Source organism: Liquorilactobacillus sucicola DSM 21376 = JCM 15457 (assembly GCF_000612445.1).
Lineage (GTDB): Bacteria > Bacillota > Bacilli > Lactobacillales > Lactobacillaceae > Liquorilactobacillus > Liquorilactobacillus sucicola.
The window spans coordinates 67833-84227 of record NZ_BALC01000005.1; the positions used below are offsets into that span (position 1 = coordinate 67833).

Annotated in this window: 12 protein-coding genes and 2 pseudogenes; 2 read left to right on the forward strand and 12 right to left on the reverse strand. The window is 39.4% G+C overall.

From position 1 onward, the window contains the following. Positions 1–679: 679 nt before the first annotated feature. Both nhaC and JCM15457_RS08825 read left to right on the forward strand, forming a co-directional pair. Positions 680–2053, forward strand: coding sequence for a Na+/H+ antiporter NhaC (gene nhaC / locus JCM15457_RS08820; protein WP_034989397.1), 1374 nt, complete (start codon positions 680–682; stop codon positions 2051–2053). Positions 2054–2192: 139 nt separating this feature from the next. Beyond that, positions 2193–2693, forward strand: coding sequence for an acyl-CoA thioesterase (locus JCM15457_RS08825; protein WP_034989402.1), 501 nt, complete (start codon positions 2193–2195; stop codon positions 2691–2693). Positions 2694–2704: 11 nt separating this feature from the next. Here JCM15457_RS08825 and JCM15457_RS12540 read toward each other — a convergent pair whose 3' ends face one another. From JCM15457_RS12540 to gyrB, 12 genes and pseudogenes are all read right to left on the reverse strand, one after another. Beyond that, positions 2705–2827 (reverse strand): hypothetical protein, encoded by a 123-nt coding sequence (locus JCM15457_RS12540; RefSeq protein ID WP_268870130.1) that lies wholly within the window; start codon positions 2825–2827, stop codon positions 2705–2707. A 271-nt stretch (positions 2828–3098) separates the two neighbouring features. Continuing rightward, a complete protein-coding gene (locus tag JCM15457_RS08830; protein WP_034989403.1) occupies positions 3099–3305 on the reverse strand; it encodes a helix-turn-helix domain-containing protein in 207 nt (68 codons plus the stop codon). A 184-nt stretch (positions 3306–3489) separates the two neighbouring features. Continuing rightward, positions 3490–4780, reverse strand: a pseudogene (locus JCM15457_RS08835) (adenylosuccinate synthase). 492 nt (positions 4781–5272) lie between these two features. Continuing rightward, on the reverse strand, positions 5273–6685 hold the full coding sequence (gene dnaB / locus JCM15457_RS08840; protein ID WP_051993413.1) for a replicative DNA helicase: 1413 nt from the start codon (positions 6683–6685) through the stop codon (positions 5273–5275). 64 nt (positions 6686–6749) lie between these two features. Continuing rightward, entirely contained in the window at positions 6750–7199 is a 450-nt protein-coding gene (rplI, locus tag JCM15457_RS08845; RefSeq protein ID WP_034989405.1) for a 50S ribosomal protein L9, read from the reverse strand. A 25-nt stretch (positions 7200–7224) separates the two neighbouring features. Continuing rightward, positions 7225–9228, reverse strand: coding sequence for a DHH family phosphoesterase (locus tag JCM15457_RS08850; protein WP_034989406.1), 2004 nt, complete (start codon positions 9226–9228; stop codon positions 7225–7227). Positions 9229–9529: 301 nt separating this feature from the next. After that, entirely contained in the window at positions 9530–10300 is a 771-nt protein-coding gene (gene pnuC / locus JCM15457_RS08855; RefSeq protein ID WP_034989407.1) for a nicotinamide riboside transporter PnuC, read from the reverse strand. A 268-nt stretch (positions 10301–10568) separates the two neighbouring features. Beyond that, the gene (gene rpsR / locus JCM15457_RS08860; RefSeq protein ID WP_034989410.1) at positions 10569–10805 is read right to left on the reverse strand and encodes a 30S ribosomal protein S18; all 237 of its coding nucleotides are present in this window, start codon (positions 10803–10805) and stop codon (positions 10569–10571) included. A gap of 20 nt (positions 10806–10825) precedes the next feature. Then, positions 10826–11356, reverse strand: coding sequence for a single-stranded DNA-binding protein (gene ssb / locus JCM15457_RS08865; RefSeq protein ID WP_034989412.1), 531 nt, complete (start codon positions 11354–11356; stop codon positions 10826–10828). A gap of 33 nt (positions 11357–11389) precedes the next feature. Further along, the gene (rpsF, locus tag JCM15457_RS08870; RefSeq protein ID WP_034989414.1) at positions 11390–11677 is read right to left on the reverse strand and encodes a 30S ribosomal protein S6; all 288 of its coding nucleotides are present in this window, start codon (positions 11675–11677) and stop codon (positions 11390–11392) included. Positions 11678–11872: 195 nt separating this feature from the next. Beyond that, a pseudogene (gene gyrA / locus JCM15457_RS08875) lies at positions 11873–14343 on the reverse strand (DNA gyrase subunit A). 74 nt (positions 14344–14417) lie between these two features. After that, entirely contained in the window at positions 14418–16370 is a 1953-nt protein-coding gene (gyrB, locus tag JCM15457_RS08880; protein WP_034989417.1) for a DNA topoisomerase (ATP-hydrolyzing) subunit B, read from the reverse strand. Positions 16371–16395: the final 25 nt, after the last annotated feature.

Below are 16395 nucleotides of genomic sequence, written 5' to 3' on the forward strand. Positions count from 1 at the left end.
CCTTTTTAAACTAAAAAAAGCCCCTACTGCAATAATTGCAATAGGGACGACATTCCGTGTTACCACCCAGTTTGAAGATACAAAAAACTAATCTTCCACTCACTAGACGATAACGGAGTCTAGTTATTAACCGTTCAGAGAAACTCTGTCAATGTATTTCGTCAAACTACCCTGATCGGTTCGCAGCAACCACCGACTTCCTGACACCCAGATAGAAAAACTACTTGTTATGACATTTAACGTTCAGTTATTAGATTACAAAAAGATTAACATGCTGAGATTTTAGTGTCAACCCTATTATTAAAAGAGCTGACAGTCCTCTCTGTGCAAGTACACTAAAGTGCTTCTGCAAAAAATATGCTTAAAATTTGACAAGATATGCCACATAGTATAACATCTAGCTCATGTCGCACAATTATTAGTTCAATCCAGTAGAATTTAAGCCAATCGTTAAGAAAGTCGGTGGTTGCTGCGAACCGATCAAGCTTAAACTTCGAATTACGTTGAACCGGTTTGTTTATTTTTAAATACTCTTTTAAAGAAAAACGTTTATTCGTTTTAAAATTAAGGTGGTACCACGAGTGAAATCGTCCTTAGCTAAAAAGCTAGGGATATTTTTTTGCCACAGTAATATGTAATTTCTTACAAAAATTAAATTTATTATCAGGAGGTTAAATCCATGCGTTCCAAAAAAGTCTCATTACTAGAAGCAAGTATCGTTCTTGCAATAATCATATTAAGTATTTCTACAGGTGTTATAGTTTTAAAAATAGCCCCTAGTATCGCAATTTTATTTTCAATCAGTCTTACTATGCTTTATACCCTATTCCGCGGCTTCCCCCTTGCACTTCTAAACAAGGGCATTATTACTGGAATTCAGCCTGGGATCGTCCCAATCTTCATTTTTATTTTGGTAGGTTCACTAATTGCCGTCTGGATCAAAGCAGGGATCATTCCAACTTTAATGGTAGTTGGTTTCAAGATCCTCAGTCTTAAATTTTTTGTTCCATCAATTTTTATTGTCTGCGCTGTTGTTGGGAGCGCCGTCGGAAGTGCTTTTACCGTCATGTCAACTATTGGAATAGCTTTTTTTGGCATCGGCACAACCCTCGGTTTGAATTCAGCTTTAGTGGTCGGAGCCATCGTTTCTGGAGCAATATTCGGTGATAAAATGTCGCCCCTATCGGAGTCCACTAACTTGACCGCTGCCGTCGTTGAGGCCGATTTGTTCAAACATATTAAAAATTTGATGTGGTCAACCATTCCAGCTTTTGTTTGCTCACTGGTTTTGTTTGCCATATTAGGTTGGAATAATCACAGTGCCAGCCTAAGCCAGATTGACGAGGTAGTTTCCATTCTGGAAAAGAATTTTTCAATTTCCTTCTGGGCAGTGATTCCTATTCTCTTTATGTTTATCTGCGCTTGGAAAAAGGTTCCAGCTGTCTTTACTATCCTACTAAATATCTGCATCTCTATCGGTATGATCCTTATTCAAAATCCACATACTAGTTTTAGATCACTTGGAGTCGTTATTGAGAGTGGTTTTGTTTCTCACACAGACAATAAGCAGATCGATCTCCTTCTTTCACGTGGTGGAATTGAGAGCATGATGCCAACAGTTGCCTTGATTATTTTGACACTATCGTTGGGAGGGCTTCTCATGGAAACCGGCTTAATCGAAACTGTTATGAACGCTTTAGCTCAAAAATTAGGATCCACTGTCAGTTTAATCAGTGCAACGCTCTTAGCAAGCATTGGCACTAATATTTTTGTTGGCGAACAGTTTCTATCCGTGATCTTACCGGGAAATGCATTTAAAACTGTCTACAAACGTAAGCAACTTGATCCTGTTGTCCTAGGCCGTGCCCTTGAAGACGGCGGCACAGTCATTAACTACCTTATCCCTTGGGGAGTAGCAGGCAGCTTCGTTGCTGGAACATTTGGTATTTCCACCTTCTCGTATCTTCCTTTTGTTTTTTTTAGTTTGTTTTCACCACTCTTTTCTTTTTTGAGTGGATTGACGGGGATTGGAATAAAATACATTAAAAAATGAGTACTATTTCGTCAAGAAGGCCATCAATGTTTCACATGAAACATTGATGGCCTTCTTCGTATTTTTCATAGCTTTTATTAATGTGCTATCATGATACTAAAAACTCAAATAAAAAGCTCTGGGAGGTTCTAAAACCACTATGAATTGTCGACAAACTTTAGCAATTACAAGCCACCGTGTGCTTGCAAGCGACTTAAACGAACATGAAACTGTTTACGGCGGACGTTTGCTTGAATTACTGGATAGCACTGCCTCAATTTCCGCATCTTATGTTGCACACAAAAAAACAGCTACTGCTTCGCTTGACCGTTTCACATTTATTGCACCTTTCAAGCTACAAGACTTTTTCTATATTGAAACCTATGTTAGCGGTGTCGGAAAGCGTTCAATTGAAGTTTTCGCAAAAATAATCGGAGAACATCTTGAAACAGGTGAACGTTTTCTGGGAGCAACCGCTTTTTTAACTTTTGTCGTCCTTGACAAAAACATTTCATTGGATTCTGTCATCCCCATGTCAGAAGAAGAAAAAAGCATTTGCTCAAAATATTCTGAACGAAAGCAAAGACAGCTAAGACTTCTTAAGCAAGAAAAAGAACTTAGAGCCAACATCAACCTCACACTCCCCTGGCAGCAAGGCTGAACCGCAACTTCTTAGTTCACAGATCTTTGCTTTTGTACGACATCAATTAAAAAAGCTATCGCTTCCTCGTATGTGCATGCTTTTTGTTTCATAACTGTCCTGATCGCCTTTTCTGTATCATTAGAAAATGCCATTTATCATCACTCCTATAACAATTAACTCTTAGCACCGTACTCTCTATGGACCACAAGACAGTTTTGCTAGACATCAATCTTTTAATGAACATTCATCTTCATTCTATAACGGTTAAGGTCAAAAAACGAGGATAACATATTATCAATATTTGAGCTATGTCCTTTTCACGGCGCCAAATAAGGGATTCCTTGCTCAAAAAAATTTTTGCTGTTTTTATTCGTCAAAATAGCAAGCATGCACTTGAGTTCCTGTCTTAATCAGTTTTAACTACTACTGCGGCGAGTTTCGTACAGCTAAAAAGGATTGGTCAAAAAATAAATCTTGAGCCAATCCACGTGCACTTGCTTGCATAACCCATTTTCGAATAGTTGTCATACTTGAAATATTATATTTACGCATTAAATCAGGGTAAGAAACATCTCCACTCCAGTACCCTTGAACTAATTTAACTTTGAATTCATACGTATATTTGGTCATAAAAAGCGCTCCATAATAATTAGATTTTTGTCTAACTATTATAGAGCACTTCAAAATTTAACTTTTAACCTAGCTCCTGCATTTTTTCGTATAAACGTGCTCCATTATTTACTCTCATTTGTAAATAAATGAGCCTAAGAAATCTGAAATTTTATTCAATAAATTTTACTTCACTAAACAGTGGTTAGATTTGTTCCCATACATTGTCTAAAACATTAGTCTGCTCACGATCAGGCCCTACCGAGAAAGTTGAAATCCTAACACCCACTAATTCTTCAATCTTCTTTATATAGTTGCGCGCATTGACAGGCAGATCTTCAAGCTTCTTAATATGTGTAATATCCTCTTTCCATCCCGGCAGCGTTTCATAAACTGGTTTGCACTTACTTAATTGCTTCAAACTTGCTGGATAGTGATAGATAGTTTTTCCATCCAGTTCATATGATGTACAAATCTTTATCTCATCTAAACCGGTTAATACGTCCACACAGTTCAAACAAAGGTTAGTCAGTCCCGAAACACGCTTCGCATGGCGCAACACCACACTGTCGAACCAGCCGATGCGCCGTGGACGATGTGTAACAGTTCCATACTCATGTCCTGCTTCGCGAATAAAATTCCCTGTTTCATTATTCAGTTCTGTTGGGAATGGTCCATCACCCACTCTTGAAGTATAGGCCTTGCATGCCCCTACTACTTTGTCAATTTTAGAAGGTCCAACTCCGCTACCGATTGTCACTCCGCCAGCAACTGGGTTCGACGAAGTTACGAATGGGTAAGTTCCCTGATCAATATCAAGCATAACCTTGTGCGCCTTCAAATAAAACTTTTTTGCCGTCATCAAGTGCATCATTCAAAATTACTGAAGTATCCGCAACATTATCTTTAAATTGTTGCCCATATTCATAATAAGGTTCAAAAATGTCCTCAAATTTCAAAGGCTCATGGTCGTAGAAACGTGTAAATTCCTGATTCTTTTCCTCAAGATTTTGACGCAATTTTGCCTCAAAAATCTCCTTATCCAGCAAATCTGCCACACGAATACCAATCCGTGCTGCTTTATCCATATATGCTGGTCCAATTCCTTTGTTAGTTGTTCCGATCTTCTGATCTTTTTTAGCTTTCTCTTGTAATCCATCTAAGAGAATATGGTAAGGCAGAATAACATGTGCACGATCTGAAATGCGCAAATTATCGGTTGAAACCCCACGATCCTTTAGGTATTTTAATTCCTCTACCAAGGATTTAGGGTTCAGTACTACACCGTTGCCGATTACACTTGTTTTGGAAGAATAGAAAATTCCAGATGGTATTAAACGAAGTTTGAAGGTTTCTCCGCCAAATACGATCGTATGTCCTGCATTGTCACCGCCTTGATACCGGGCTATTACATCTGCATCGTGACTTAGGAAATCCGTAATTTTTCCCTTTCCTTCATCGCCCCATTGACTACCTACAACTACTATTGATGACATTGAATTTCACCTCATTAAATGATTTATACAAACTGCGCAACATTCTCTTAATCATTAACCTCGATAATTGTATCAGTCAAAAGTTAATCTTTCAAGTAAATAACGAATAATTACAAAAAAAAGTTTTTTTAAATACGAAAATAACGAACTTTAAACTAGGCAGTGCAAGCCTTATTTTGAACATATGCTAAGCCACAAATAAATCACCGAAAGATCTCACCTAGCTGAATAGACGGTCCTAAGGAGGCTCCGTAGTGTCGTTCAGATTAGTCGAAATTTCTTTTTTTCGGCCTACCTTGAAGCCGAACTTAAATACATTTTTTCGTAGTTTCAAGTCATCCCCATATACCACGTTTCAGCCGCTCCATGTCCAACTGGTAAAACGACTGTTCTTCACAATCTGCCCTTGATTAAAACTAGGGCCACATTTATGCGAAATAAACAAAGAAACAAGGTTAAAATTTAAATTTTAACCTTGCTTCTTTTGACTTTTCATTGCTTATAATGGTTTATCTCTTTAACCATTATCAGGACATACGCCACTGATGAAAACTTATTATATGATTTTACGAATAAAAGTTTCACTGTTCCACGCGGACCAGAACGGTTTTTCTCAATGATCACTTCTACCTCACCAACATCCTGTGTCTCATCATCTTTGCTACCGTTGCCTTCATTCTCGTCGCCCTCTTGCCGTTCGTAATAGTCATCTCGGTACAAGAAAGCAACAATATCAGCATCTTGTTCAATGGATCCTGATTCACGAATATCAGACAAAACAGGACGCTTATCTTGCCGTTGCTCAACTCCACGTGAAAGCTGTGACAAGGCAATCACTGGCACTGATAATTCTTTAGCTAATTTTTTAAGTTGTCGTGAGATTTCAGAAACCTCTTGCTGCCTACTCTCCTTATTAGTTCCCTCAATCAACTGAAGGTAGTCGACGACTATCAATCCCAAATTGCCCTTTTCCTTCGCTAAACGACGACATTTAGCCCTTATTTCAGCCATTTTAATTCCTGGAGTATCATCAATATATATTGATGCCTGTGACAATGAACCCATAGCGACAACCAAATTCTGCCACTCTTCATCATTCAATTGTCCCGTCCGTAGGTGATTAGCATTCACACTTCCCTCGGCGCAGAGCATTCGATTAACTAATGATTCTGCACTCATTTCCAGCGAGAAGATCGCTACAGTTTGATCCGTCTTAGTGCCCACATTTTGTGCTATATTCAACGCAAAAGCTGTTTTACCGACAGCGGGACGAGCAGCTAGAATGATTAGATTATCAGGTTGCAGACCAGCAGTCATTTTGTCTAATTCATTATAGCCGGTTGCTAGACCTGTTATATCTTCGTTGTTCTGATATAGTTTGTCAATCTGTTCAATCGTATTATTCAAGACATCCGTAATTGATTTAAATCCGCTGCGATTTCGGCGTTCAGAAACATCCATAATTTGCCGTTCAGCATCATCTAATAATGTTGGGACATCTTCTTCTTGACTGTAAGTTTGGGTAACGATATTCGAAGCAGTTGCTATCAACCGGCGCATAATTGCTTTTTCCTCAACAATTCGCGCATAATAAGCCACATTAGCTGCAGTCGGAACGGCTGTCGCTAATTCAGCAATATAGCTGACCCCCCCGACATCTTCACTTTGATTTTTAGCACTCAAATAATCATTCATCGTAACAACATCGATTACTTCATCTTGATTATTTAAATCAATCATTGCTTGAAAAATTATCTGATGCGAACGTCGATAAAAATCATCAGGCTGCAAATATTCCATTGCTTCAACTAATGCATCCGAGCGCAAAAAAATCGAGCCCAAGACAGCTTGTTCAGCTTCAATATTCTGTGGCGGTAAATGATCTGTTAAAACATCATTACTCATCTTTTTTCCTCTCACTCCAAATACGCTGCAACATCAAATATACTGCTAAATCTACCAAAAACACTTATTTTTCTGCTACATGCACTCTGATTTTAGCAGTAACCTGATTATGCAATTTAACAGGAATATTAGTGTACCCAAGAGCTTTAATCGGTTCTGGTAACTCCATCTTACGTTTATCAATCTTTAAACCATACTGCTTGGCAAGTGTTTGTGCTACCTGCTTGCTTGTAATCGAACCAAAAAGCCTTCCATCTTCTCCAGCTTTGGCTTTCAATTCGACAACCATTTCACCGGATTCCAACTTCTCTTTGAGAACTTTTGCTTCTGCTAAAGTCTCAGCATCTTTTTTCTCTTCAGCACGTTTCTGTGCCTTCAGTTGACTCAAAGCTTGGGCAGTTGCAGCCTTAGCTTTATTTGCTTTTATCAAAAAATTAGCGTACCCGTCTGGAATACTCTTGATTTCCCCACGTTTGCCCTTGCCTCTAACATCTTGTACAAAAATAACTTTCATTCCAATTCCTCCTCAAAATAAAACTTTAATCTTCTTTTTTCAGAATATTCAAAAGTTGTTCTCGTGCTTCGCTGACAGAAACATCTTCCAATTGTGTTGCAGCATTAGAAAGATGTCCGCCACCGCCGAGCTGCTCCATGACAACTTGTACATTCGCTTTGCCATTGCTGCGTGCTGATATGCCTACTTTGCCATCCTGACGCTGTGTGACAACAAATGATGCTTCTACTCCGCTGACCGTAAGGAGAGCATCCGCAGCTTGAGCTGCAGTTACTGGGTCATAACTCTTCTCTTCTTCTCCTGCACATAAAGCAATATCATCACCAATAAACTCTACACGATCAATCAAATGATTACGTTGTAGAAAATTATCGGCATTTTCTTTCATAAAATGCTGCGACATAGCAGAATCTGCACCGACTGACCGCAGATAACTAGCCGCATCAAATGTTCTGGTTCCTGTCCTCAAAGAGAACGATCTTGTGTCTACGATAATTCCCGTCAACATCGCTGTTGCTTCAATTTTGTTGATTGGATCGCTTTCTTTTGATTGATACTCAAACATTTCTGTTATCAACTCACAGGTAGATGAGGCATAAGGTTCAATATAAACTAAAATAGGGTTCTCAGGGAACTCCTCACCGCGCCGATGGTGATCAATCACCATTACCCGATTGATTAACTTAGCATAAAGCTCTTCGCTGGCTGATATTGAGGGTTTAGAATGATCAACCATTATCAGCAGGCTGCGCTCTGTTGTTTTTTCCAACGCCTCTTCAGTTGAAATAATCTTGCCTTTGATATCAGGATACTGTCCAAGTTCCTCCATCAGGCGAACTACGTCCGAATGCAGGTTATCTTTATCAATAACAATCCAACATTTTTTCTTGTTCATAGCAGCAATCCGTCTAATACCGAGACATGCACCGACGGAATCCATATCAGGCTGCTTATGTCCCATTACAAAAACTTGATCCGACTGCCCCATCAATTCCTGTAATGCCTGAGAAATCATACGCGCACGAACACGAGTCCGCTTTTCCATCGGATTTGTTTTGCCGCCATAAAAACGTGCTTGCCCGTTGGGTGTTTTCACCACGACTTGATCCCCACCACGTCCGAGTGCCAAATCTAAATTACTTTGTGCCAATCGAGCCAAAGCAGCCAGATTATCATCATCATAAGCGATTCCAATACTCAATGTAAGTGGAAAATTTTGTTTTGAAGTCCGTTCACGAATACGATCCAATATTTTGAACTTCTCATCCTCCAACTGCTTTAAAACTCCCGTATAAGCTACTACAAAAAAATGATCGTCATCAACACGTTTTAGATACATTTCAAAACGTTTAGCCCAATTCGACAATTCATTAGTGACATAATTGCTTAAGTTGGAAACTTTTTTATCAGTCATTGTCTGAGTAACCTCATCGTAATTATCTAAGAAAATCTGGCCAACGACAATTCCCGTCTCCCGATCGTGCTGTTCAATTTGAGCATATCGAGTTACATCCATCAAATATACAGCATGAATGTCATTTTGGATCAGCATTTGAAATTGACGGTCTCCCCAAGAAACTTCTTGCGCATCCTTTGCTTTCGAATTTTTCTTGATTAGAGAAGCTAATTCTTCATCAACTTCTGCAATCTGCTTTCCTAAAACTTCATTCTTTCCGAAATACTTTTGCAAATATGGATTGATCCACTCTATTTCGCCTTTTTCACTCAAAAATAAAATACCAATCGGCATTTTTATCAATGATTCTTGCTCTCCACGCTTAATTCGATAAGACAAATCCGAGATATACTCGTTAGTATCTTCAGTAATTTCCTTCAGCGTATAAAAAGCTACACCTATCGTTAACAAAACCAAGACCAAAAGAACCAGTCCTAAGATCGGATTCACGATAAATGCCATTATCTCGCAAACTATTGAGAGCAGCAAAAGAAAAATTGCGATTAACATTATTTTACTGTTTTTCATAAAATCTGGCAGATGCCAGAAATCCTTCGAAAAAATTTGTTTCACTATCTTCTCCTCACATTCTGTGATATTAACAAAAACTGTTAATCAGATTAAAAGCTGTTCCTAGTTCTAATCAATTTTAATTTCTCTAATCAGTACAGTATACAGCTTTATATGATAGCATAAAACACTGAAAGTTCATCGTGCCTTCTATTTTATCACAAACAGCGAACTCTTACACCAGATACTAAAACATACACTGCATGCATTATTTTATAATACTTTAAAGCATACACAAAAAAAGAAAACTGCGGTTTTAATAACTTATCCGCGGCTTTCTTTATTTGCTACTATCCTATATTAATTAAGCTCGTGTATGTGTGTCCGAACGAAACCATCCCCGAACACTGAAAAAGGCATACATGTCATTCAAGAAGAAAACACTGTAACTGAAGATCAAAGCAAAATTTCCATCTCCTTGAATCATTGTTTGCATCCAGAGGGCAATTGTAAAAACTGAACTTATCGTCCACACGTAATACTGTTCTCGTTTTCGATTCAGTTCAAGCAGTGAACCGGTGATAGCCATTGCCAAATTCAAACTATCCAAGAAAACACGCGGGTCACTAGTCAGACTGAAAATGTAATAAAGTACTGCCCACGCAAAACCGAAGAACACAATGTATGCGATCCACTCCAGCCAACTCTCAAATTTTTCTGCTTGAATGTTGTCATTCCACTTGGGATCCAAAATGCAAAAGAAATCTAGAAAAAGCAGGTAGCCAATCTGTTCCCACGCAGTCGCATAGTTGCCAGCCATAAATCCCACTGAAGCAATACAGACAGCACTTATTGCACCTGCCCAGCCTTGAATTCCTGAACGATTCGAGATTCCAATGACACAAGCTACAGAAAGATTTCCCCCGATAAACGAGATCACAGACTGTAGTGGTGCCACGTCAAATGATTGCACTAATGAAAAAATCTGCAACACAAGGTTAAACACCAATAAACCATAACTGAACTTTCCCCAACCACGACATTGATGTAGCAGCCAGCTAAAGTACCCTTTGCGAAAAACATTTTTAGAATAACTTGGTAAATTGGTCAACACATCCACATATCGATTAAACATTTTGTTGCTGTCCCCCTTGAAATTTAAACGCTCTTAAAAACATCAACTATTACTCTTCATCACTGCAGCTTAGAAAACAATAGTTGAATTACTCTTTAAGCAGCTCACATCGTCCTATTATATGCACTAATTTCAAGAAATAAAAGACTTGACTTTTCAACATATTGGGCAACTACCTATCGCAAGGCACTATATATAGTATTAAATTTCAATTAACAGTTTTTAAGACAAAAAAAATAAGGCTCGGAAAACCTCGCCTTCATTTTTCTTAATCTTCTGTAACAAATGGTAAGAAACCCATAATACGCGAACGTTTAACTGCAATAGTCAAACGACGTTGATTCTTAGCACTCGTTCCCGTTACTCGACGAGGTAAAATCTTTCCTCGTTCTGAAATGAAACGCTTCAAAAGATCTGTGTCTTTATAATCAATATAGTCAATATGGTTGGCTGCAATAAAGTCAACCTTACGGCGACGGCGTCCGCCTCTGCGTTGTTGTGCCATTTAATTTCCCTCCTTTTGGATTAAAATGGTAAATCATCATCCGAAATATCTATCTGTTTTCCATTATCTGCAAAAGGATCAACATCTGTATTGTTATCTTGTGCCTTAGCAGAATTGTTTTTAGTTGAGTTTCCAAACAAATTATCATTGTTTGGATTAGAACCATTTTGAGAAGAAGCGGAACCTTGCGAATCATTGCCGCCATGCTGCTGTTGATAGCGCTCAGACTGCGAACGAGACTCAAGCAATGAGAAACTGTCAACAACAATTTCAGTCACATAAACACGGACGCCCTGCTGATTTTCATATGAACGAGTTTGAATTCGCCCATCTACTCCAACCAATGAACCCTTATGCGTAAAATTAGCAAAGTTTTCCGCTGCTTTACGCCAAATCACACAATTAATAAAATCAGCTTCGCGTTCTCCCTGCTGATTAGTAAACTGGCGATTGACAGCAACCGTGAAAGTTGCAACAGCCACTCCATTGGCGGTATAACGCAAATCGGGATCACGTGTTAATCGACCTACAAGTACAGCTCTATTGATCAAGATTCCGTTCCTCCTTTTTTAATTTCAAAATAATTAAGCTTCACGTTTAACTATCATGTGACGCAAGATTCCTTCATTGATCTTAGCAAGACGATCAAATTCATCGATTGCCTGTGCATCATCAGCCTTTACGTTAACGATATGGTAAATACCTTCTGTAAAACCACCGATTTCGTAAGCAAAACGACGCTTAGACCAGTCTTTTGAATCTACGACTTCAGCACCATTATCTTTTAAAACTCCATCGAAACGTTCTACCAAAGCAGATTTAGCAGCTTCATCGATTGCTGGGCTGATAATATAAGTAATTTCGTAAGTCATGACTGTTTACACCTCCTTATGGACTATTGGCTCTTATTTTTTAAGAACAAGGAAAGTAATCTAAAGCTATTTCTAGTTAGATACTAACGAATAAAAATTATAACATTCAAAGATCAATAATGCAAGAGGACCTCAGACGCGCCTACAACTATTAAATACGCAAGCTTACTGAGATCCTCTCAAAAAATACATTTTTTAATTCTGGTCTGTATCTTGTTCTGCTGTTTCTGGAATTTGTTCAGGTTCAACTTTCGCCATAGTTGAAACAACCGCATCTGCATCAACCTTAATCAAATGGACACCGAGTGTCGCACGTCCAGTTTGAGAAACACTTTCAATGCCGAAACGAATCATTACCCCTTTATCCGTAATCAGCATAATGTCTTCTCCCCCAAGCACTGTTGTCAAGCCAGCTAAAGGACCATTTTTCTTAGTAATATTGGCAGTTTTAATTCCCTTGCCACCACGGCCTTTAATTGGATAATCCGCCGCCGCAGTTTGTTTTCCAAAACCTTTTTCACTGATAACAAAAACACGGCTGTTAGGATACAGAATATCCGCACCAACTACATAATCATCTTCGCGCAAACGAATCCCTCGGACGCCCGCTGCCGAGCGACCCATCGACCGCACAGCCTTTTCAGCGAAACTAACTGCATAACCTAAGTGTGTTCCAATTATGATATTGCGCTCATCATTAGTGATCTGAACGCCTATCAACTCATCACCCTCTTTTAGCGTGATAGCCTTAAGTCCATTGCTCCTTATGTTCGAAAATTCTTCAACGGCCGTTCTTTTGACGATTCCTTGTCGCGTAGTGAAGAAGAGATAATTATTCTGCCCTTCGTTCTCTTTCGAAACATTAATTACGGCCTGAATCTTCTCACCGGAATCGATCCCTAATAAATTAATAACTGGAATTCCCTTAGCGGTGCGTCCATACTCGGGAATTTCGTATCCCTTCATCCGGTAGACTTTCCCCATGTTAGTGAAGAATAAGATCCCCTCATGAGTTGAGGTTGTGATCAAGTGCTCGATAAAATCATCATCATGGACACCCATTCCTTGAACCCCGCGTCCTCCTCGACGTTGTGCTTTGAATTCGCTGGTTGGCAGACGCTTCACATACCCATTATGAGTCAATGTCACGACAACCTCTTCTTCTTCGATCAAATCTTCATCTTCTAGCTCAAAACCTCGCCTACCATCAATTCAGTTCGCCGTTCATCTCCGTATTTTTCCTGAATTTCAAGCAGTTCTTTGTATATAATTTGATCAATTCGCTCTTGGTGTGCCAAAATATCCTTGTAATCAGCAATTGCTTCCATTAGTCGCTGATATTCATCTTCAATCTTGTCACGTTCCAAACCAGTCAGTTTGACCAAGCGCATATCCAAGATCGCCTGTGCTTGCTTGTCTGATAATTGGTATTCATCAATCAACCGTGCTTTAGCAATCTCACCGCTTTTTGAACCACGAATAATGTTAATGATTGCGTCAATATGATCTAATGCTATGCGCAATCCTTCCAGAATGTGCGCTCTTGCTTGAGCTTTCTTTAATTCAAACTCAGTCCGGCGCCGAATGACACTTTCTTGATGTTTAAGATAATACTGTAAAATTTGTTTTAAGTTTAAAATTCGCGGTGTTCCATTTACAATTGCTAGCATATTGAAACTGAAAGTCGTCTGCATCAATGTCATTTTATACAAGTTATTCAAAACAACTGAAGCGCTCATGTCTTTGCGCACATCAATCGTGATCCGCATTCCTTCGCGGTCAGACTCATCTCTGATATCAGTGATTCCTTCAATCTTTTTCTCTCTCGCCAGTTCAGCTATGCGCTCAATTAATTTCGCTTTATTGACCATATATGGTATCTCATGTACCACAATGACCTCTTTGCCGCCTTTGTTTTCTTCAATATCAACTTTTGCACGTAATGTGACCGTTCCCTTGCCAGTTTCATATGCCTTCCTTATTCCGGATTTTCCCATAACAATCGCACCGGTCGGAAAATCTGGTCCCTTGATAGCTTCCATCAGATCAGCTGTTGTTGCTTCTGGATTATCCATCAAGATATGTAAACCAGAAATGACCTCTTTCAAATTGTGGGGTGGGATATTAGTAGTCATTCCAACAGCAATTCCAGTTGCTCCATTAACTAGCAGATTAGGAAAACGTGCTGGTAAAACTCGGGGTTCGCGTTCAGTACCATCATAATTTTCTTTAAAATCAATCGTATTTTTGTTAATATCCCGCAGCATTTCAGTTGCTATTTTGCTCATACGAGCCTCTGTATAACGCATCGCAGCGGCGCCATCACCATCGACTGACCCAAAATTCCCATGTCCATCAACCAGCATGTACCGGTAACTGAAATCCTGTGCCATCCGAACCATTGACTCATATATAGCTGAATCCCCATGAGGATGATATTTTCCCATTACGTCTCCGACAATTCTCGCAGACTTTTTATACGGTTTTTCCGGTGTAACACCTAACTCATTCATCCCATACAGAATACGTCGATGAACTGGTTTCAACCCATCACGGACGTCCGGCAAAGCCCGGGCTACAATAACGCTCATCGCATAATCTAAGAACGATTTACGCATAATACCGGATAAATCAGTTTTTTCCACTCGATTTGGTAACTCAACCAATATTCTTACCTCCTACTTCTAAATATTTCTGACATTTCATAAAGTAAAAAACATTTATTTCCCCGGAAATATTGTTATACATCCAAGTTTTCGACAAATGTCGCATTTGTTTCAATGAACTCGCGCCGTGGTTCGACTTTGTCCCCCATCAGCATGTCAAAAACATTATTAGCTTCCTCGGCATCAGATAAACTAACCTGCAGCAGCCTTCTTTTTTCTGGATCCATTGTGGTCTCCCACAGTTGTTCTGCATCCATTTCCCCTAATCCTTTGTATCGCTGAATAGCAGGTTTTGGACTTGGTTGCAGTTTACTCAATGTTTCTTCCAGTTCTTCATCTGAATCGATATACCTGATCATTTTTCCTTGTCGAACTTGGTATAAGGGCGGCTGAGCAATATACACAAAGCCCTTGTCAATCATCGGCCGCATAAATCTGTAGAATAAAGTTAACAGCAGCGTACGGATATGAGCTCCATCGACATCGGCATCTGTCATAATAATCAACTTATGATAATTAGCTTTAGCAACATCAAACTCATTGCCAAAACCGGTTCCCAAAGCTGTAAATAACGAACGGATCTCTTCATTTGCAAGGATACGATCTAAGGTCGCCTTCTGAACATTCAGAATCTTTCCCCGAATGGGCAAGATTGCTTGTGTCAGCCGTGAACGACCTTGTTTGGCAGATCCGCCGGCAGAATCACCCTCGACAATAAATAATTCTGAAATAGCAGGATCTTTGCTCGTATTATCAGCCAATTTCCCCGGCAAATTACTGATTTCCAAACCATTTTTCTTTCGCGTCACCTCTCGTGCTCGCTTAGCGGCGACCCGTGCTTTTGAAGCAAGAATACCTTTATCTATTATTTTGTGTGCAACAGCTGGATGTTCCATCATAAACTTGCTAAAGTGCTCTGCAAACATGCGGTCCGTAACTGTCCGTGCATCTGAATTTCCCAGTTTTGTCTTAGTTTGTCCTTCAAATTGCGGATTTGGATGCTTAATGCTGACCACAGCTGTTAATCCCTCACGTACATCTTCACCTGACAAATTATCTTCGTTTTCCTTCATCAAATTATTTTTGTGTGCGTAATCATTGATGACTCGTGTCAAAGCAGTTTTAAATCCTGCTTCATGCGTCCCGCCTTCATAAGTATGGATATTATTTGTAAAAGTCAGCAAATTTGAATGATAATCATTAGTGTACTGCAATGCAACTTCGACCGTGATCCCCTTTTGTTCTCCCTCAACATAGATAGGCTCATCAAAGATTACTTCTTTGCCCTTATTCAAGAACTCAATATAATGTTTGATACCACCCTCGTAATGGAAAGTGTTGTGTGTCGGTTTTTCTGGTCGCAGATCATCAATTGTTATCTTAAGTCCCTTATTCAAAAAGGCTAGCTCTCTTATTCGCGTTGTTAATATTTTAATATCATAAACAGTTGTTTCCGTAAAAATATCTGGATCTGGTAAGAAATGTACAATTGTGCCATGTTCATGTTCACCGCAAGTCCCAAGAACACGCATTTCTTTGGCCACTTTTCCCCTTTGAAAATCCATTGCATAGACTTTTCCGTCACGCAATACTTTGACATCAAGACTAGTAGACAAAGCATTAACTACAGATGCACCAACGCCGTGCAACCCCCCTGAAACCTTGTAGCCACCACCGCCGAATTTTCCTCCAGCGTGCAAAATTGTAAAAACAGTTTCCAATGCTGGCCGCCCGGTTTTAGCCTGAATATCAACGGGTATCCCGCGACCATTATCTTTAACAGTAATGCTATTGTCTTTTTCCACAATAACATTGATCTCATCTGCAAAGCCTGCCAGTGCTTCGTCAATCCCATTATCAATGATTTCCCAAACTAAATGATGAAGCCCTTGTGAGCTGGTTGAACCAATATACATTCCTGGACGTTTTCTGACTGCTTCTAGGCCTTCCAGAACTTGGATCTGACTTGCATCATAATCCTTGGCACGCTCTTCTTTTACCTCTTCTTGTTTTTCTTTGTCTGTCAAACTTCTTCCTCCTCAAAACTATACT